This window comes from Camelimonas sp. ID_303_24, assembly GCF_053543495.1.
The window spans coordinates 70,258-87,497 of sequence record NZ_JBLLJM010000013.1 but is presented as its reverse complement, the minus strand read 5'-3'; the positions used below and the strand labels follow the sequence as shown (position 1 = coordinate 87,497).

The following is a 17,240-nucleotide window of genomic DNA, read 5'->3' as shown; positions in this document are numbered from 1 at the left end:
GGATCCGCCGCCCCGCCAGAGCCATGCGGCAATCGGGCGCCAGCCGCCCGTCCGGAAATGACACACAGGCGTCACACGGGAGGGCGCCCCAAAAAATGCCGTTACATCAATTGATTGCCAAAAAATGCATCACATCCGCTCAGGTTTATGGCGGGAAACGGCGAAGCAGGCTAACCTCGCGTTAAGGCTTCTGGTCGAAAAGTCTGGCGCAGGAATACACAATTGTGCCGGCGGCTTCCCTGCCCGGCGCAAGAACAGTCAGCTGGCCCAGGGGGCTGGTTATATGGCCGGTTATGGCCGGCATGCGGCGCGGATCGCGCCTGCCGGCCATCCATCAGGGGTGAACCAGCTTGTCGTTGCCACGGCTCCAATTTCCTTTCCGTCCTGTGGCCACCCGCGCGGCCAGCCTGTCCATCGCTGGCAGCGTCTGGCGGCGGATCAGCGGCCTTGTGGACAGGAGTGGATTCAGGCTGGGCCTCGGCGCCATCGCACTGGCGGGGGCAACGCTCACGGGCGCCTCCGAAACCCAGAACGCCATCGCCAACGGCGATACCCGCACCCTTACCCTGTATTACGCCCACACCAAGGAAACGATCTCCGTCACCTTCAAGCGCTTCGGCTCCTATGACCGGGCGGCGCTGAAGCAGCTCAACTGGTTCCTGCGCGACTGGCGGCGCGAAGAGCCCACCAACATGGACCCGCGCCTGTTCGACCTGGTGTGGGAGGTGCATCGCGAGCTTGGTTCGCGCGAGACGATCCATGTGCTCTCGGCCTATCGCGCGCCGGCCACCAACGCCATGTTGCGCCGCCGCTCCGGCCGCGTTGCCGAACATAGCCAGCACATGCTCGGCAAGGCGATGGACTTCTACCTGCCGGACGTGCCGGCGGCCCGCATCCGCGCCGCGGCCGTGCGTCTGCAGCGCGGCGGCGTCGGCTATTATCCATCGTCATACAATCCGTTTGTGCACCTGGACGTGGGCTCGGTGCGGGCGTGGCCGCGCCTGTCCTACGAGCAGCTGGCCAGCATTTTCCCGGATGGCAAGACCGTCCACATTCCGGCGAATGGCCGGCCGATGGCGCGCTATGAACTGGCGAAAGCCGAGATTCTCGCCCGGGGCGGCTCGGTAGCGGGAGCCACGGCCTACGCGGCGCAGGAAAACACGTCGAAGAAGGGTTTCTGGGCCAAGCTGTTTGGCGGCGGCTCCGATGAAGGCGAGGACGTCGCCGAGCAGAAGGCGATCGCCGTCGCGCCGCCTTACAAGCCGCGCACCGCGAAGGAGGCCGCAGCCACAGCCCAGCAGGTGGCCTGGGCTGAAGGCAACCAGACGACTGGCGACGCCGGCCTGCTTGGCTTCTTTGGCGGCGGCAAACAGCAGCAGGCCCAGCAGGTCGCCGTGGCGGCGCCGCCGCCGCCTTCCGCCGATCGCCTGCCGCCGCTGGAGCCACAGCCGAGCCGCATCGCCGAGATGGCGCCCGTGCCGGCCTCGCGCCCGCAGGATCCTGCCTCGCTGGCCGCCATGCGGCCTGACGACGACGGCCAGCCGGAAGCCAGCCCGCAGATGGGCATCGTACCGCTGCCGCCACGCCGCCCGGACGATCCGGAACTCAATATGGCCACCGCCGCGCTCAGCACCGACGCCGTGGCCGCCAACACCATCGACGCCGCCATGGCGCCGCTGCCGCCGGTTCGCCCCAGGGGGCTTGGAAACGTGGCGGGAACCGGAGAGAACACGGCCCAGGACGACGCGCAGGACAGCGCGCCTGAAGCCCCGGCCGTGGCGACGGATGACGCGGCGCCAGCCGCTGTCGCCTCCGCGCCATTGCCGCCAGCACGCCCCGCCGATCTTGCCGGGCCATCGCCCGAAGCGCGCGCCGTGGCCGCCATTACTTCAGGACGGCGCAAACCGGCCGTGGCAAGCGACGCGCTCGCCTACGCCGCGTCGCCCGAGACGACTTCGGCCCTGTCGCCGTTGCCGCCGCAGCGCCCCATGGAGTTGCGCGGCGCAGCGGCAGCTCCCAGGGCAGGCGCCTCTGAACGCCCTTCCGGAAAGGCTGAAAAGAAGCAGCCCGCGGCCCGCAACGCGCCGGCGACGGAAACCCGGCGCCAGCCTGAAACGGCGGCCGCCACGCCCCCCCGCAAACCGGAAAAGACCGGCGGCAACCTGCCGGATCGCATCGCCAACGCCTACTCCGACACCACCTTCTCCAGTGAGGCGGACAAGGATGACACGGGCGCCGCATTCGCGCGGGCCCTGCTGGCGCGGCGAAAGGTCGACTGACCCCGCGCGGCGGCGAGACGCAAATTCCGCAAGCTGCGCTCCGAACAAAAAAACCCTGGCCAACCGGCCAGGGTTTTTTTGCTGCAGCCAGCGCAAGCGCCGGAGCACGCGTCACGGGGACCCTGCGCTCCCGGAAAATCTCATGACGAAGTTTATGGCCATGTTTCCGGGAAGCCGTGGGCTCACGCCATGCCGAGCGCCTGAAGATAGAGCTCCAGGATGGCTTCCTCTTCCTGGCGCTCCGCCTGGTCCTTCTTGCGGATGCGCAGGATCTGGCGCACGGCCTTGGCGTCGAAGCCCCGCCCCTTCAGCTCGGCGAACACTTCCTTGATGTCGCCGGCGATGCCCGCCTTCTCTTCCTCAAGCCGTTCGAGGCGCTCGATGAACTGCTTCAGCTCGTCTGCGGCGACGCCGGAGTCGGCGACGTCGGCCATGCCGGGATTGCTCATGGGTGTCCGGTTTCCTTGTCTGGGTGACGGCGGGGCCGGCGCGCCAGCTGGCAGGCCAGGCGCCAGAAACGCCGTCGGGCCGGGAGCGCGCCCGGCCAGGTGATGACGCGGTTATATACTGCGCCAAATAAATCGAATCCGTTAATCACGGCGCCCCCCGAAACGGGCAAGCTCCAGGGCTACGTCCTCCGGGGCGACTTCGCCGCCGGCCTCCCCTCCCGGAAAAAGCAGGCGCTGTCATGGCGCCGCGACGACGCAACTTCAGTCTGGCCGCGCAGCCGCCCGAAAGGCATGATGCGAGCAGGCGATTCGTCCCGCCGGCATCAAACGCCCGTTTTCCGGGAGCATGCCAGGCGCCACATATTCGCCGCCGCCCTGGCGCAGCTTGCGCCTTGCCCTCCAGCCTGCGGAGTCTTCCGCTCCGGTTGTCATTTCGCCGTCCCTTTTTCCTGTCAGGTTTCAGCGTGGAGCCGTTTGCAATGTCGTCGCCAGGTCTTCCGGCAAAAGCCATTCGCGCGGGCGCCCGCATGGCGCTGTGTCTGGCTGTGACGGGGGGCGCGCTGGCGCTGACATCCGGCGCCGCCCGGGCGGACCTGCGCATGTGCAACATGACGGGCAGCCGCATCGGCGTGGCGCTGGGGTATCGCGACGCGCAGGGATGGATCACCGAAGGGTGGTGGAATCTCGGCGCGAAAGGTTGTGAAACCCTGCTGCGCGGTGCGCTCGCCGCCCGCTTTTACTATATATATGCGGTCGATTATGACCGCGGCGGCGAGTGGTCCGGCAAGGCCTTCATGTGCACCCGCGACCGCGAATTTTCCATTCGCGGCGTCGAGAACTGCCTGGCGCGGGGCTATGACCGCAATGGCTTCTTCGAGGTGGACACCGGAGAGCAGAAGAGCTGGACCATCCAGCTGACCGACACGCCAAGGACGCCGGAGAATTCCAGATGAGACGTATGCGACGGGTCAAGGTTGTCGCCACATTAGGCCCGGCTTCTTCCACCGCAGACAGGATCGAGGCGCTGTTCCGCGCGGGCGCGGACATGTTCCGCATCAACATGAGCCACACCTCCCGCGACGCCTTGCGTGAGCGCGTCAACGACATTCGCGCCGTGGAAGCGCGCGTTGGCCGCCCCATCGGCATCCTCGCCGACCTGCAGGGCCCCAAGCTGCGCCTCGGCGTTTTCGCCGGCGACAAGGTCAATCTGGACCGGGGCGCGGCCTTCACGCTGGACAACAGCGACGCGCCCGGCAATGTCGACCGGGTCAAGCTGCCCCACCCGGAAATTCTCGACGCGCTCGACGTCGGCCACCGCATCCTGGTTGATGACGGCAAGGTCGAGCTGGTGGTCACCGGCGTGAAGCGCACGAAGCAGAAGACGGCTGTCGCCACCACGGTCGTCGTGCCGGGAACCGTGTCCAACCGCAAGGGCGTCAGCCTGCCGGACACCACCATTCCGGTCTCGGCCCTCACCGACAAGGACCGCTCGGATCTCGATGCGGCGCTGGAATGCGGCGTCGACTGGATCGCCGTGTCGTTCGTGCAGCGCCCCGAGGACGTGGCCGACGTCAAGAAGACGGCGCGCGGCCGCGCCCTGGTGATGGCCAAGATCGAGAAGCCGCAGGCGGTGACCCGCCTTGACGAGATTTTCGAGCTGGCTGACGGCGTCATGGTGGCGCGCGGCGACCTCGGCGTGGAAATGCCGCTGGAGCAGGTGCCCGGCATCCAGAAGCAGATCACCCGCATGGGCCGCCGCCTCGGCAAGCCGGTGGTCGTGGCCACGCAGATGCTGGAATCCATGATCAGTTCGCCGGTGCCGACCCGCGCCGAGGTATCGGACGTGGCCACGGCCGTGTTCGAGGGCGCCGACGCGGTGATGCTGTCGGCGGAGAGCGCCGCCGGCCAGTTCCCGGTTGAGGCCGTCTCGACCATGAACCGCATCGGCGAGCAGGTGGAAAGCGACCCCAACTTCCGCACCATCATCACGGCGCAGCGCACCCAGCCGGAATCCACTGGCGCCGACGCCATTGCCGCCGCGGCCCGCACCATCTCCGAAACGGTGGACATCCGCACCATTGTGGCGTGGACGGCTTCCGGCGCCACCGGCCTGCGCATCGCCCGCGAGCGGCCGCAAACGCCTATGATCGCCCTGACGCCGCGCCACACCACCGCCCGCCGCCTGGCGGTGGCGTGGGGCGTGCACGCGGTGGTGACTGAAGACGCCCATGACGTGGACGATATGACCGAGCGCGCCTGCGCCCTCGCCTGTTCGGAAGGCTTCGCCGCCCCGGCGGACCGGGTGCTGATTGTCGCCGGCGTGCCCTTCGGCTCCCCCGGCGCCACCAACATGCTGCGCATGGCCTTCATCGGCTCCACCGGCAAGGGCGCGGCCTGACGCTCTCCAGGCGGCGCCAGGCGCTTCCTGCAAGGACAAGGGCTTCCTGCAAGGACAAGGCTCTTCATGCAAGGACAGGCGTTTCCCGCAAGGAAATGTGGCGCGTTGATCCGGGCTTTGCCGGTGGCGGGGGCGTCAGCGTCGTCGCGGTCCGGCATGCCGGCGGCGCCCATCATGCCGGCGGCGCCCATGCCATGGCGCTTTCCGGTCAGACGGCATCGTCCGACCGACCAGAAGTCGCTCAAAGCAGACGTTCCCATGGCCAGGCCACACTGCCCGGCCATGGGCTGCCAAGATCCGTCCCGACAATCGTTGCGGCGCCGAAGCGGCTACAGATCGCGCCCGTCCACGTCCGGCGCCAGCCGGTCGACGCGCTGCTTCAGTTCTGGCTGGAACGGATTCAGCGCCAGTGACCGGCGCCAGGCCTTCAGGGCGTTGCGGCTGTCCTCATTGCGGCTGAAAATCACGCCGAGCGCGGCCAGCGCCTGATAGTGGCGCGGCTCCAGCGTCAGGGCGCGCTGCAGGTCGACGGCGGCCCGCTGGTCATCGCCCAACAGGGTGAACAGGGCGGCGCGGCGGTTCCAGGCCTCGGCCCAGCCAGGGCGCAGCACGATTACCCGGTCCAACAGCTCCACCCCCAGGGCATGATCGCCGCCCAGCGTCGCCACCACGGCCCGCCGCATCAGCAGGTCGGCCGTGGCGCTGCCCGAGCGCAGCCACTGCTCCTCGATGCGGCGCGCCACGCCCGCGCCCTCCTCCTCGTCGGTAATTTTGCCGAGGCGTTCGAACAGGCGGTCAACCTGGTCGCCGTCGGGGCGCGGCGCGGCCTTCCCGGCCGTGGCGCCGGCGCCGTCACCGGCAGCCCTGGCCACTGGCGCACCGCCAGCCAGCAGGACGCAGGCCAGCATGATGGCGCATGGAGCGACGTGAAATGGGGAAACGCGGGATCGCAGGGTCATGGGCCGATCATACGCCAGCGCCCGGAAGCCGTTCAAGCAACGCCGCCATCTCTCCGCGAGGCCCACGCCGCCCGGATGAGGCCGGGCAGACGTAAACAGGGAAGACGCAAGCGGGGCGGCAGGGACCATGGCGCGCGAAAGCCGGCCAGGGAAGAACCAGACTGCGGCGGGCAACAAAAAACGCCCGCGCGGGGCGCGGGCGTCATGAAAGCGTATCTGGCGCGCCGGCTTTGCCCTGACGGGCTTGCCTGCGGCGGCCAATCAGCCCTGACGGACCTTGTAGCGCTTCTGGGTCTTGTTGATGATGAAGACGCGGCCCTTGCGACGAACGAGCTGGTTGTCGCGATGGCGGCCGAGCAGGGCCTTCAGAGAATTGCGGACCTTCATGTTCCGGTTCCTGTATGGCGCGACGCAACCGCCTCGCCGGTTGGCGCATTTCACAGAAAGCGCCTTGCGTCGCGAACCATGAAACACGTCTGACTGGGTTCAAAGCCCCGGCGGCCGGTTGCGGCCTCACAGTGCTTTAATGAAATGGTGGGCGCGACAGGGATTGAACCTGTGACCCCTACGATGTCAACGTAGTGCTCTCCCGCTGAGCTACGCGCCCATTTCCGTCGCTGTCTGCCTCAAAAGAGAGACCATGACAAGTCATCCGGAAAGGAATTTTTATCACCAGCCTGTGGCCCGCCTTGCGACGATCCCGCCTGCTGGAGCCTTGCGGAGCCGGGCGCTCAGCAAGTGAGTGGGCTAATAGCCCCTCCCCGGACCGCTGGCAACACCCCCCGTGTTGATAACTTCATATCGCCAGGGAAAACTGCCAGGAAAACGTCCCGGAAAACTGCGCGGCCAGGAAATTCACGCCGCCAGCATCTTCTCCACCTCGGCCACCAGATCGCGCAGGTGGAACGGCTTGGAGAGCACCCGGGCGTCGCGCGGCGCCTGCGAATCCGCGTTCAGCGCCACGGCGGCAAAGCCGGTGATGAACATGACCTTGAGATCGGGATCGAGCTCGGTGGCGCGGCGCGCCAGCTCGATGCCGTCCATCTCGGGCATGACGATATCGGTCAGCAGAAGTTCGAACGGCTCCTCGCGCAGCCGGTTGTATGCCGAAAGACCGTTGTCGAATGACGCAACTTCATAGCCGGCGTTTTCCAGCGCCTTGACCAGGAAGCGACGCATGTCGTTGTCGTCTTCAGCCAGCAGGATCTTGTTCATCATCGGGATCACATGTCGCCCATTGTCTCGCTGCAGGTTTTAACCACATCGTCGTAAAGAAGCGGTGAATTTTCGGCGCCGCCGCAAAAACGCCCACTGCGCGCGCCCCGCGACGGCCTCCAGAGCGGGCCATGCGAACGGCCATCCCAAAGAACCATCCCGCCCCGGAGCGCGACGCGCCCGGAGCGACCCTGCGGTTTGGCTGTTCGCCCCGAACCGGCGCGCGCTCCCCATGCCGCGCGGCATGAGCGCTTCCGGAAAAAGCTCTATGGACAAGCCGGCGCGACTGCAGTCCACTATGGCGGCGACAAGATGCCGGCGCGCCGCCGCCCCGCCCGAATGGCCGCCAGATCCCCGGCCAGGCGGTCCTGCGGGGCCGCGTCGCCCATATTAACGCCGTTTTCCGGTTCAAGCCGTTTTCCGGCCCGGCCGCCGCCTGCAGGACCTGATGCATGCCCCTTGAAACGGAGCCCGTATTCGATCCCCCGTTCGTGGTCACGGAACCCTTGCTGCAAGTCGCGCCCGTGGTGTTCAACGCGCCCCATTCAGGCCGCGACTATCCGCCGGAGTTCATCGCCGCCAGCCAGCTCGATGCGCTGGAGCTGCGACGTTCGGAGGATGCGTTTGTCGATCTGCTCGCGGCGCCAGCGGTGTCGCTGGGCGCGCCGCTGCTGCACGCCTGTTTTCCCCGCGCCTTTCTCGATCTGAACCGGGAGCCATGGGAGCTGGACCCAGCGATGTTCAGCGCGCCGCTGCCGGCCTGGGCCAACACCCGCTCGCCGCGCGTCGCCGGCGGCCTCGGCACCATCCCGCGCGTGGTGGCGGAAGGGCGCAACATCTGGCGCGAACGCCTGCCGCCTGAAGCCGCCCTGCATCGCATCGACACCCTGTACAAACCCTACCACCGCGCCCTGCGCCGGCTGCTTGCCCGCACCCAGCGGCAGTTCGGCGTCGCGGTGCTGGTCGATTGTCACTCCATGCCGTCCACCAGCACGCCGCGCCGTCTCGGCGGCACGCCGGACATCGTGCTGGGCGACCGCTATGGCTCCAGTTGCGCCCCGGCGATCATGGATGCCCTGGAGCAGGGCTTTGCTGACGCCGGCTATCGCGTCACCCGCAACGCCCCCTATGCCGGCGGCTTCATCACCGAGCATTATGGCGCGCCGCTGGCCGGCCGCCATGCGGTGCAGATCGAGATCAACCGCTCGCTCTACATGGATGAGCAGCGCATCGAGCCCGGGCCTGGCTGGGCCAGGTTCAGCCGCAATCTGCTGGGGGTGTTCGCCAGCTTCCTGCCCATGCTCACCGCCAGCCTGCCAACGCAGCGGCTCGCCGCCGAGTAGCCGCCAGTTCCAGACGCCCGGCCCCCAGACGCCTGACATCGCAATTTCATCACCGCTATGGCATGAATGGCGCTGGCGCAGCCGCATGCGCAGGACCTGCCCGCCCGGGGCCGGATCGCCATGGAGCGCGGCTGTCAGAAGACCACGTTGCAGCGCGCCGGCCGGCGCGACCCAACGCCGGCGCCGGGGGAGAAAGACAGCATCGTGACGGCCATTGATTTCGCCGCGTTCGTGAACGACCTCGCCGATCTGTCGGCCCGCACCATCGCGCCATTTTTCCGTTCGGCCATGACCATGGAGAACAAGGCCGGCCATGGCGCCTTCGATCCGGTGACCGAGGCTGATCGCGCCGCCGAGGCGGCGATGCGCGCCCGCATCCGCCAGACGTTTCCGGCCCATGGCATCGAGGGCGAGGAATATGGCGACGAGGGCTCCTCGTCCGAATACGTCTGGGTGCTCGACCCCATCGACGGCACCTCGGCCTTCATCAGCGGCCTGCCGCTGTGGGGGACGCTGATCGGCCTGAAGCGCAACGGCGCGCCGGTCTATGGCATGATGTGCCAGCCGTTCATCGGCGAGAAGTTCTACGGCGACTGCGGCCAGAGCCGCTATCAGCGTGGCGCCGCGACCAGGGTGATCCGCACCCGCCGCTGCGCCTCGCTGGCGGAAGCAACCCTGTCCTCCACCTCGCCGCACCTGTTCAGCGCCACAGACGCGGAAGCCTTCGGCCGGGTGCGCGACGCCGTGCGCCTCACCCGCTATGGGGCGGATTGCTACGCCTATTGCCTGCTCGCCGCCGGCCACATCGACCTGGTCATAGAAGCAGGCCTGAAGCCGTGCGACATCGCGCCGCTGGTTCCCATCATCCAGGGCGCTGGCGGCGTGGTCACCACCTGGGACGGCCAGCCGGCCACCCAGGGCGGGCAGATCATCGCCGCCGGCGATCCTGCCATCCACGCGGCGGCCATGCGGCTGCTGGCCGGCGCCGCCTGACTGCGGCCGCCAGGCGTCAAACCAGGCAACAGACCTCCAGAAACAATACTTCCAACCAGTAAAAACAGGGGAAACCGCCCGTGAGCACCGGCTGCCTTTTCTGCGCCATCACCGCTGGAACCATTCCGGCCCAGATCGTCTGCGAAAGCGAAAATCTTGTCGCCTTCCTCGACATCCAGCCCGTGCGCGAGGGGCACACGCTGATCGTCCCGCGCCAGCATTACCCGTTCTTCGACGACATGCCGCCGGAACTGGCCGCCGAGATTGTGGCCATGGGGCAGAAGATCGCCCGCGCCCAAAAGGCGCTGTACGGGGTGGCGCGCGCCGGCTTCCTGTTCACCGGCGTGGACGTGCCGCACGTCCACGCCCATGTGGTGCCGATGCACGAGACCACCGACCTCACCTCACGGCGTTACATCGCCGAGGAAGAGCTGACGTTCCGCCCCACGCCGCGCGCCACCCCGGAGGAATTGCGCGCCGCTGGCGAAAAGCTCAAGACCGCGCTCCATCCGGCCTGATCCTGCGGAGGCGGGACCTCCCACGCATCAGGTTGCGCGACGCGCGCCGCCGCCGGCTCAGGCTGCGCCGCCTTCCACGCCGAGGGACTGCGGCGCGAACTCGGCGGCGCTTCCGGGAATGAAGGCGTCGAAAGCCGCGAAGAAGGCGGCGCGAATGTCATCGCGCTCCATCAGAATTTCGTGCCGCGCCTCCGGCAGCACGATCGCCCGCCCGGTTTTCAACCGCAGCGCCAGCCGCTCGACCGCCGGGGTGGAAACGATGCGATCGGCGCCGGCGGCGACAATCAGCACCGGCGTGGCGATGGCGCGGGTGAAATCCGGCGTCGCCATGTCGGCGATGCAACGGAAAGCGGCGTTCAGCCAGCCCACGGTGGGATCGCCAATGCCAATGTCCAGCCCGGCCTCGCGCGCCGCCGCCAGCAAGGCGGCGTTGCGGGCGTAACGCCCGGCGTCGCCGGTCAGCGGGTTGCCCTCGAACGGCTTCATGGAAATCGACTGGGCGCCGCCGCCAGGAATCCACGCCCGCGCCAGCCCCGCCATGCTCAGGGCGCGGGCGAGGCCGCGCGCCGCGCCCGGCGCCACGGGCAGGGCAATATCGACCATCGGCGCGCTCAGCGTCACCCGGGCGAAACGGGTGAAGCCATGAGCCAGCGCCTGGAGCAAGATGGCGCCGCCCATGGAATGGGCCAACCCGAACAGCGGGCGCGGCCAGTAGTCCGGCACCGCCTGGGCGACAACCGCCTCCAGATCGTTCCTGTACAGATGAAAATCCGCCACGTGCCCCTTCGAGCGGTTAGGCAGGTCGCGATCCGACAGTCCCTGGCCGCGCCAGTCGAAGGTCACCACGGCGAAGCCACGGCGCAGCAGGTCCTCGATGGTTTCGGCGTATTTCTCGATGAACTCGGCGCGCCCCTGCATCAGGCAGATGGTGCCCTGGGGAGCCGGCATCCGATGCGGGTCGAGACGGGCCGGCCAGCGGACCGCCCGCAAGGTCTTGCCATCCCTGGTGATGACGCTGAGCGCCTCGTGGCCATCAGGCAGGCGATAACCTGCGGTTTCGGCAAAACGCCATCCCTCGGTAGCCATGAAAACGTCGCCCCCGGCGCAACCATGTTGTCAACACTACTTGAAATACCGCCATTGGGCGCCGAACTGAAGGGAGCGCAGGCCACAGTGGCTGTGCAATCCCTGCCTGTCCGCGCTCAAACGAGGCGGACTGCATGTCGCTCACAGGAGGATATGCCATGCGACACTTCGATCTCTCCCCGCTTTATCGCTCGACCGTTGGTTTTGACGGCGTGTTCAACATGCTCGACAAGCTCGCCGCCGTTGACGGCGTCTCGGGCTATCCGCCGTACAATATTGAGCGGACTGGCGAGAACGCCTACCGCATCACCATCGCCGTCGCCGGCTTCACCACGGACGAGCTGTCGCTTGAACTGAAGGAAAATACCCTGACGGTTCGCGGCGAGAAGGCGCCGCCCGCCGCCGACGCCCGCACGGAATTCCTGCATCAGGGGATCGCGGCGCGCGCTTTCGAGCGGAAATTCCAGGTGGCCGACCATGTGCTGGTGACCGGCGCCCGGCTCGACAACGGCCTGCTTCATGTTGAACTGGTCCGCGAGATCCCGGAAGCCAAGAAGCCGCGCATGATCCCGATCGCCGCCAGCGGCAGCCCGGCGCGCGACCTGAGCCCCAGCCTGCAGGCAGGCGCGGAAGCCGGCAAAACGCCGCGCGCGGCGCACTGATCCGCCATTTGCCAGTTCTGCCTGGAGCCTGCGTGGCTCTGGCTGTCGGGCGCCCCGGTTCCGGGGCGCCTTTTTTTGTATTTGTCTGCACAAAACTTGTGCTGACATTCTTCGCCCCACATATCTTGTGTGTAGTCTGGAAATCTGCCAAAGTGCGTTTAGGACAGTGCTACTGTCCATTATCGGGCGCAGCAGGCGCTCCTTTGGCGAGGCAGATCGGCGAAGCTATGAACGCGGCTGAGCGAAAAAGCCTGGAAACTACCATCCGCACCGAGCGGATCGCTGACGCACGCGTGGCCTGACCGGATCAACGGGCCCGCGAGGAGCGGGCGCAAGGCCAGAGCGACCGACCCTCGATGACTGCCGCCTGCAATGGACATCTCCAATGTCCGGCGTGGGACCAATCTGGCGTTGAGCCGCCGCTTGCCGGCGGCGCAAGAGTTTTACGTCGAGGGCCAGCACAACATGCGCGACAATCCAGGCCGTTTCGCCAGCACGAACGATAACGCCAGCCTCCCCGCCGCGGCTGGCCCTGCGCGCAGCGTCGACGCCGCCGCGCTGACGACCCGTCGCGTCACGGATCCGGGCTTTCCGGCCCCAGCTGGCCTCTACGACCCCGCCAACGAGCACGACAGTTGCGGCGTTGGCTTTGTCGCCAGCATGCACAACCACCGCACGCACGACATTGTGCAGCATGGCCTGTCGATCCTGAAGAATCTGGAGCATCGCGGCGCCGTTGGCGCGGATCCCAAGGCCGGCGACGGCTGCGGCCTGCTGCTGCAGATGCCGCATGACTTCTTCGCCGCCGTCTGCCCGCCGCTCGGCATCCAGCTGCCTGGCCCTGGCGACTACGCCGTCGGTCACTTCTTCATGCCGCGCGACGCGGACGGCAAGAAGGAGATCGAGGCGATCGTCGCCGACAAGGTCGCCGCCGAAGGCCTCGCGCTGCTCGGCTGGCGCGATGTGCCGGTCGACAATTCCGGCCTTGGCTATTCCGTGCTGCCGACCGAGCCGCACCACCGTCAGGTGTTCATCGGTCGCGGCGCCGACATGACTGCGGGCGAGACGGGCGCCGACGAATTCGAGCGTCGGCTGTATCTGGTTCGCAAGGTCATCTCCAACGCCATCTATGACCGTCAGGACCCGCGCATGGCCGGCTATTACGCCGTGTGCCTGTCGTCGCGCACCCTGATCTACAAGGGCATGCTGCTCTCCAACCAGCTTGGCGACTATTACAGCGATCTCAACGATCCGCGCATGACCTCGGCCATCGCGCTGGTGCACCAGCGCTTCGCCACCAACACCTTCCCGACCTGGTCGCTGGCCCACCCCTATCGCATGGTGGCGCACAACGGCGAGATCAACACCGTGCGCGGCAACGTCAACTGGATGGCGGCGCGGCAGGCTTCGGTGTCGTCGCCGCTGTTCGGCGAGGACATCTCGAAGCTGTGGCCGATCTCCTACGAAGGCCAGTCGGACACCGCCTGCTTCGACAACGCGCTCGAATTCCTGGTGCGCGGCGGCTATTCGCTCGCCCACGCCATGATGATGCTGATCCCCGAGGCCTGGGCGGGCAACCCGCTCATGGACGACGAGCGTCGCGATTTCTACGAGTACCACGCCGCCCTGATGGAGCCGTGGGACGGCCCCGCCGCCATCGCCTTCACCGACGGGCGCCAGATCGGCGCGACGCTGGACCGCAACGGCCTGCGTCCGGCCCGCTATTTCGTCACCCGCGACGGCCTCGTGGTGATGGCCTCGGAAATGGGCGTGCTCACCTTCCCGGAAGAGGACATCGTCGAGAAGTGGCGCCTGCAGCCAGGCCGCATGCTGCTCATCGACCTTGAGAAGGGTCGCATCGTCTCCGACGACGAGATCAAGAAGGAACTGGCGACCATCCACCCCTACCGGGAGTGGCTGGAGCGCACCCAGATCGTTCTTGAGGACCTGCCGCCGGTTGAGCCGCGCGCCGCGCGCGCCGACGTCGCCCTGCTCGATCGCCAGCAGGCATTTGGCTACACCCAGGAAGACCTGAAGCTGCTGCTTTCCCCCATGGCCGTCACCGGCCAGGAAGCGGTCGGCTCCATGGGCACCGACACGCCGATCGCGCCGCTGTCCGGCCGTCCGCGTCCGCTGTTCAACTATTTCAAGCAGAACTTCGCCCAGGTCACCAACCCGCCGATCGACCCGATCCGCGAGGAGCTGGTGATGAGCCTGGTGTCGTTCATCGGCCCGCGCCCCAACCTGCTCGACCATGAGGGCACGGCCCGCCTGAAGCGCCTGGAAGTGCGCCAGCCGGTGCTGACCAATGGCGACCTGGAGAAGATCCGCAACATCGGCGCGGTCGAAGACCAGTTCGACACCAAGACGCTCGACATCACCTACCCGGCCGACAAGGGCGCCGCGGGGATGGAAGAGGCGCTGAAGCGCCTGTGCGAGCGCGCTGAAGACGCCGTGCGCGGCCGCTACAACATCGTCGTGCTGTCCGATCGCCAGGTCGGCCCGGACCGGATTCCGATCCCGTCGCTGCTGGCCACCGCCGCCGTGCACCATCACCTGATCCGCAAGGGCCTGCGCACGTCCGTGGGTCTGGTGGTCGAGACCGGCGAAGCCCGCGAGGTGCACCATTTCGCCTGCCTCGCCGGCTATGGCGCGGAAGCGGTGAACCCGTATCTGGCCTTCGACACCATCCTCGACATGCACGCCCGCGGCGAGTTCCCGGCGGAAGTCGACCGCAAGGAAGCGGTGAAGCGCTTCATCAAGTCGGTGGGCAAGGGTCTGCTCAAGGTCATGTCCAAGATGGGCATCTCGACCTACCAGTCCTATTGCGGCGCCCAGATCTTCGACGGCGTCGGCCTGTCCAGCGATTTCGTCGCCCGTTACTTCACCGGCACCGCGACGCCGATCGAAGGCGTTGGCCTCAGCGAAGTTTCCGAGGAAACCGCCCGCCGTCATCGCGACGCTTTCGGCAACGCGCCGATCTACCTCAGCGCCCTGGATGTGGGCGGCGATTACGCCGTGCGCATGCGCGGCGAGGCGCACGCATGGGAATCGGACACCGTCCGCGACCTGCAGCACGCGGTGCGCGGCAATTCCCGCGACAGGTACCGGGCCTTCGCCCAGCGCATCAACGAGCAGGGCGAGCGCCTGCTGACCATCCGCGGCCTGTTCGGCATCCGCACGGCCGAAGACGACGGCCGCCAGCCGGTTGCCCTGGAAGAGGTGGAGGACGCGACCAGCATCGTGCGCCGCTTCGCCACCGGCGCCATGTCCTATGGCTCGATCTCGCGCGAGGCGCACACCACCCTCGCCATCGCCATGAACCGGATCGGCGGCAAGTCGAACACCGGCGAGGGCGGCGAGGAGCCGGATCGCTTCCGCCCGCTGGCCAATGGCGACTCCATGCGCTCGGCCATCAAGCAGGTGGCTTCCGGCCGCTTTGGCGTGACCACGGAATATCTGGTCAACGCCGACATGATCCAGATCAAGATGGCCCAAGGCGCCAAGCCCGGCGAAGGCGGCCAGCTCCCCGGCCACAAGGTCGACGCGGTCATCGCCCGCGTGCGCCATTCGACGCCGGGCGTCGGCCTGATCTCGCCGCCGCCGCACCACGACATCTATTCGATCGAGGATCTGGCGCAGCTCATCTACGACCTGAAGAACGTCAACCCGAAGGCTGACGTCTCGGTGAAGCTGGTGTCGGAGATCGGCGTCGGCACGGTTGCCGCCGGCGTCGCCAAGGCGCGCGCCGACCACGTCACCATCTCGGGCTTCGAGGGCGGCACCGGCGCCTCGCCGCTGACCTCCATCAAGCACGCGGGCTCGCCGTGGGAGATCGGCCTCGCCGAAACCCACCAGACCCTGGTGGCCAACAAGCTGCGCAGCCGCATCGTCGTTCAGGTCGACGGCGGCCTGCGCACCGGCCGCGACGTGGTCATCGGCGCGCTGCTCGGCGCGGACGAGTTCGGCTTCGCCACGGCGCCGCTGATCGCCGCCGGCTGCATCATGATGCGCAAGTGCCACCTCAACACCTGCCCGGTTGGCGTCGCCACCCAGGACCCGGTGCTGCGCAAGCGCTTCACTGGCCAGCCCGAGCACGTCATCAACTACTTCTTCTTCGTCGCCGAAGAAGTGCGCGAGCTGATGGCCGCCCTGGGGTACCGGACCTTCGACGAGATGGTCGGCCAGATGCACATGCTCGACCGCCGCCAGGTGGACGCGCACTGGAAGTCGCGCGGCGTGGACTTCAAGAAGCTATTCCACAAGCCGGACGCGGATGGCCCGAAGGCGATCTATCACAACGAGTTCCAGGACCATCACCTGGAAGCGGTGCTCGATCGCCGGCTGATCGCCGCCGCCGCCCCCGCCCTGGAGCGCGGCGAAAGCGTGCAGATCGACATGACCACCTGCAGCGTCGACCGCTCCACCGGCGCCATGCTGTCGGGTGAGGTGGCGCAGCGCCACGGTCACGTGGGCCTGCCGGACGGAACCATCAATATCCGCCTTTCCGGCACCGCCGGCCAGGCCTTTGGCGCCTGGCTCGCCGCCGGCGTCACCCTCGACCTCACCGGCGAGGCCAATGACTATGTCGGCAAGGGCCTCTCGGGCGGACGCATTGTCGTGCGGCCTCCGGCGCATTCGGGCATCGTGCCGGAGAAGTCGATCATCGTCGGCAACACGGTGATGTACGGCGCCATCGCTGGCGAGTGCTACTTCCGCGGCGTGGCCGGCGAACGCTTCGCGGTCCGCAACTCCGGCGCCATCGCCGTGGTTGAGGGCACGGGCGACCACGGTTGCGAATACATGACCGGCGGCGTCGTGGTGGTGATTGGCCAGACTGGCCGCAACTTCGCGGCCGGCATGTCGGGCGGCGTCGCCTATGTGCTGGACGAGGCCGGCGACTTCGCCAGCCGCTGCAACCTCTCCATGGTCGACCTTGAGCCGGTCACCGAGGAAGAGGAGCTGATGGAGAAGCGCCACCAGTCCGGCGATCTGGACTTCAAGGGCCGCATTGACGTGCTGGCCAACATGTCCAGCCAGGATGCCGAGCGCCTGCGCCAGCTCATCGCCGACCACCTGCGCTATACCGGCTCGGCCCGGGCGCAGCAGATCCTCGACAACTGGGCGGATTACCTGCCGAAGTTCGTCAAGGTGATGCCGGTGGAGTATCGCCGCGCCCTGCAGGAAATCGAGCAGGCCCAGCGCCCCGTCGCCGCCGAGTAAGGCGCACGGCCCGCCGGGCGGCCCACGGGTCGCCTGGCGCGCGCTCCGGTTGTCATCAGGACAGCCGGGTCCCAGATCAACCAGAGGTTCGGGCGGTACGGCGCGCCAGCGCAGC

The 17,240-nt window shown here is 67.5% G+C and carries 13 protein-coding genes and 1 tRNA gene; 8 read left to right on the top strand and 6 right to left on the bottom strand.

Features of this window, described 5'->3' with window-relative positions; translation table 11 throughout:
• Nucleotides 1–449: 449 nt before the first annotated feature.
• Nucleotides 450–2,279, top strand: a complete 1,830-nt coding sequence (locus tag ACERNI_RS12995) for a DUF882 domain-containing protein (RefSeq protein WP_448833702.1) — start codon at nucleotides 450–452, stop codon at nucleotides 2,277–2,279.
• A 182-nt stretch (nucleotides 2,280–2,461) separates the two neighbouring features.
• Here ACERNI_RS12995 and ACERNI_RS12990 read toward each other — a convergent pair whose 3' ends face one another.
• The gene (locus tag ACERNI_RS12990; RefSeq protein ID WP_132007796.1) at nucleotides 2,462–2,728 is read right to left on the bottom strand and encodes a DUF2312 domain-containing protein; all 267 of its coding nucleotides are present in this window, start codon (nucleotides 2,726–2,728) and stop codon (nucleotides 2,462–2,464) included.
• Between the two features lie 527 nt (nucleotides 2,729–3,255).
• Here ACERNI_RS12990 and ACERNI_RS12985 point away from each other — a divergent pair.
• Both ACERNI_RS12985 and pyk read left to right on the top strand, forming a co-directional pair.
• Nucleotides 3,256–3,681 (top strand): DUF1036 domain-containing protein, encoded by a 426-nt coding sequence (locus ACERNI_RS12985; protein ID WP_448833801.1) that lies wholly within the window; start codon nucleotides 3,256–3,258, stop codon nucleotides 3,679–3,681.
• The gene (gene pyk, locus ACERNI_RS12980) at nucleotides 3,678–5,126 is read left to right on the top strand and encodes a pyruvate kinase (protein ID WP_448833701.1); all 1,449 of its coding nucleotides are present in this window, start codon (nucleotides 3,678–3,680) and stop codon (nucleotides 5,124–5,126) included. Before ACERNI_RS12985 ends, pyk begins: the two co-directional genes overlap by 4 nt.
• 329 nt (nucleotides 5,127–5,455) lie before the next feature.
• On the opposite strand, the gene ACERNI_RS12975 is transcribed toward pyk, so the two are convergent.
• The 4 genes from ACERNI_RS12975 to cpdR all read right to left on the bottom strand — a co-directional run bounded on the left by ACERNI_RS12975 (nucleotide 5,456) and on the right by cpdR (nucleotide 7,303).
• Nucleotides 5,456–6,085, bottom strand: coding sequence for a tetratricopeptide repeat protein (locus ACERNI_RS12975; protein WP_448833700.1), 630 nt, complete (start codon nucleotides 6,083–6,085; stop codon nucleotides 5,456–5,458).
• A gap of 261 nt (nucleotides 6,086–6,346) precedes the next feature.
• Nucleotides 6,347–6,472 carry a type B 50S ribosomal protein L36 gene (gene ykgO, locus ACERNI_RS12970; protein ID WP_448833699.1) on the bottom strand — a complete coding sequence of 42 codons (126 nt, stop codon included), beginning with the start codon at nucleotides 6,470–6,472 and terminating at the stop codon, nucleotides 6,347–6,349.
• A gap of 145 nt (nucleotides 6,473–6,617) precedes the next feature.
• Nucleotides 6,618–6,692 (bottom strand) — tRNA-Val (locus ACERNI_RS12965).
• 248 nt (nucleotides 6,693–6,940) lie between these two features.
• The gene (gene cpdR, locus ACERNI_RS12960) at nucleotides 6,941–7,303 is read right to left on the bottom strand and encodes a cell cycle two-component system response regulator CpdR (RefSeq protein ID WP_132007805.1); all 363 of its coding nucleotides are present in this window, start codon (nucleotides 7,301–7,303) and stop codon (nucleotides 6,941–6,943) included.
• Nucleotides 7,304–7,752: 449 nt separating this feature from the next.
• On the opposite strand from cpdR, the gene ACERNI_RS12955 reads away from it, so the two are divergent.
• The 3 genes from ACERNI_RS12955 (at nucleotide 7,753) to ACERNI_RS12945 (ending at nucleotide 10,154) form a co-directional block, all read left to right on the top strand.
• Nucleotides 7,753–8,643 (top strand): N-formylglutamate amidohydrolase, encoded by an 891-nt coding sequence (locus ACERNI_RS12955; RefSeq protein WP_448833698.1) that lies wholly within the window; start codon nucleotides 7,753–7,755, stop codon nucleotides 8,641–8,643.
• Between the two features lie 204 nt (nucleotides 8,644–8,847).
• Entirely contained in the window at nucleotides 8,848–9,636 is a 789-nt protein-coding gene (gene hisN, locus ACERNI_RS12950; RefSeq protein ID WP_448833800.1) for a histidinol-phosphatase, read from the top strand.
• 80 nt (nucleotides 9,637–9,716) lie between these two features.
• Nucleotides 9,717–10,154 carry an HIT family protein gene (locus ACERNI_RS12945; protein ID WP_448833697.1) on the top strand — a complete coding sequence of 146 codons (438 nt, stop codon included), beginning with the start codon at nucleotides 9,717–9,719 and terminating at the stop codon, nucleotides 10,152–10,154.
• A 57-nt stretch (nucleotides 10,155–10,211) separates the two neighbouring features.
• On the opposite strand, the gene ACERNI_RS12940 is transcribed toward ACERNI_RS12945, so the two are convergent.
• Complete coding sequence (locus ACERNI_RS12940; protein WP_448833696.1) at nucleotides 10,212–11,240, bottom strand: alpha/beta fold hydrolase; 1,029 nt, start codon at nucleotides 11,238–11,240, stop codon at nucleotides 10,212–10,214.
• Between the two features lie 158 nt (nucleotides 11,241–11,398).
• Between ACERNI_RS12940 and ACERNI_RS12935 the strand changes: the two genes are divergently transcribed.
• A complete protein-coding gene (locus ACERNI_RS12935) occupies nucleotides 11,399–11,902 on the top strand; it encodes an Hsp20 family protein (protein ID WP_448833695.1) in 504 nt (167 codons plus the stop codon).
• 465 nt (nucleotides 11,903–12,367) lie between these two features.
• Nucleotides 12,368–17,125 (top strand): glutamate synthase large subunit, encoded by a 4,758-nt coding sequence (gene gltB, locus ACERNI_RS12930; RefSeq protein WP_448833799.1) that lies wholly within the window; start codon nucleotides 12,368–12,370, stop codon nucleotides 17,123–17,125.
• The last annotated feature ends 115 nt before the right edge of the window (nucleotides 17,126–17,240 follow it).

Excerpts from the sequence above, each read along its gene's own strand:
- gltB (WP_448833799.1), top strand. The coding sequence starts at position 12,368 with ATGCGCGACAATCCAGGCCGTTTCGCCAGCACGAACGATAACGCCAGC.
- ykgO (WP_448833699.1), bottom strand. The coding sequence starts at position 6,472 with ATGAAGGTCCGCAATTCTCTGAAGGCCCTGCTCGGCCGCCATCGCGAC.
- ACERNI_RS12940 (WP_448833696.1), bottom strand. The coding sequence starts at position 11,240 with ATGGCTACCGAGGGATGGCGTTTTGCCGAAACCGCAGGTTATCGCCTG.
- ACERNI_RS12975 (WP_448833700.1), bottom strand. The coding sequence starts at position 6,085 with ATGACCCTGCGATCCCGCGTTTCCCCATTTCACGTCGCTCCATGCGCC.
- ACERNI_RS12955 (WP_448833698.1), top strand. The coding sequence starts at position 7,753 with ATGCCCCTTGAAACGGAGCCCGTATTCGATCCCCCGTTCGTGGTCACG.
- ACERNI_RS12990 (WP_132007796.1), bottom strand. The coding sequence starts at position 2,728 with ATGAGCAATCCCGGCATGGCCGACGTCGCCGACTCCGGCGTCGCCGCA.
- ACERNI_RS12985 (WP_448833801.1), top strand. The coding sequence starts at position 3,256 with ATGGCGCTGTGTCTGGCTGTGACGGGGGGCGCGCTGGCGCTGACATCC.
- pyk (WP_448833701.1), top strand. The coding sequence starts at position 3,678 with ATGAGACGTATGCGACGGGTCAAGGTTGTCGCCACATTAGGCCCGGCT.
- cpdR (WP_132007805.1), bottom strand. The coding sequence starts at position 7,303 with ATGATGAACAAGATCCTGCTGGCTGAAGACGACAACGACATGCGTCGC.
- ACERNI_RS12935 (WP_448833695.1), top strand. The coding sequence starts at position 11,399 with ATGCGACACTTCGATCTCTCCCCGCTTTATCGCTCGACCGTTGGTTTT.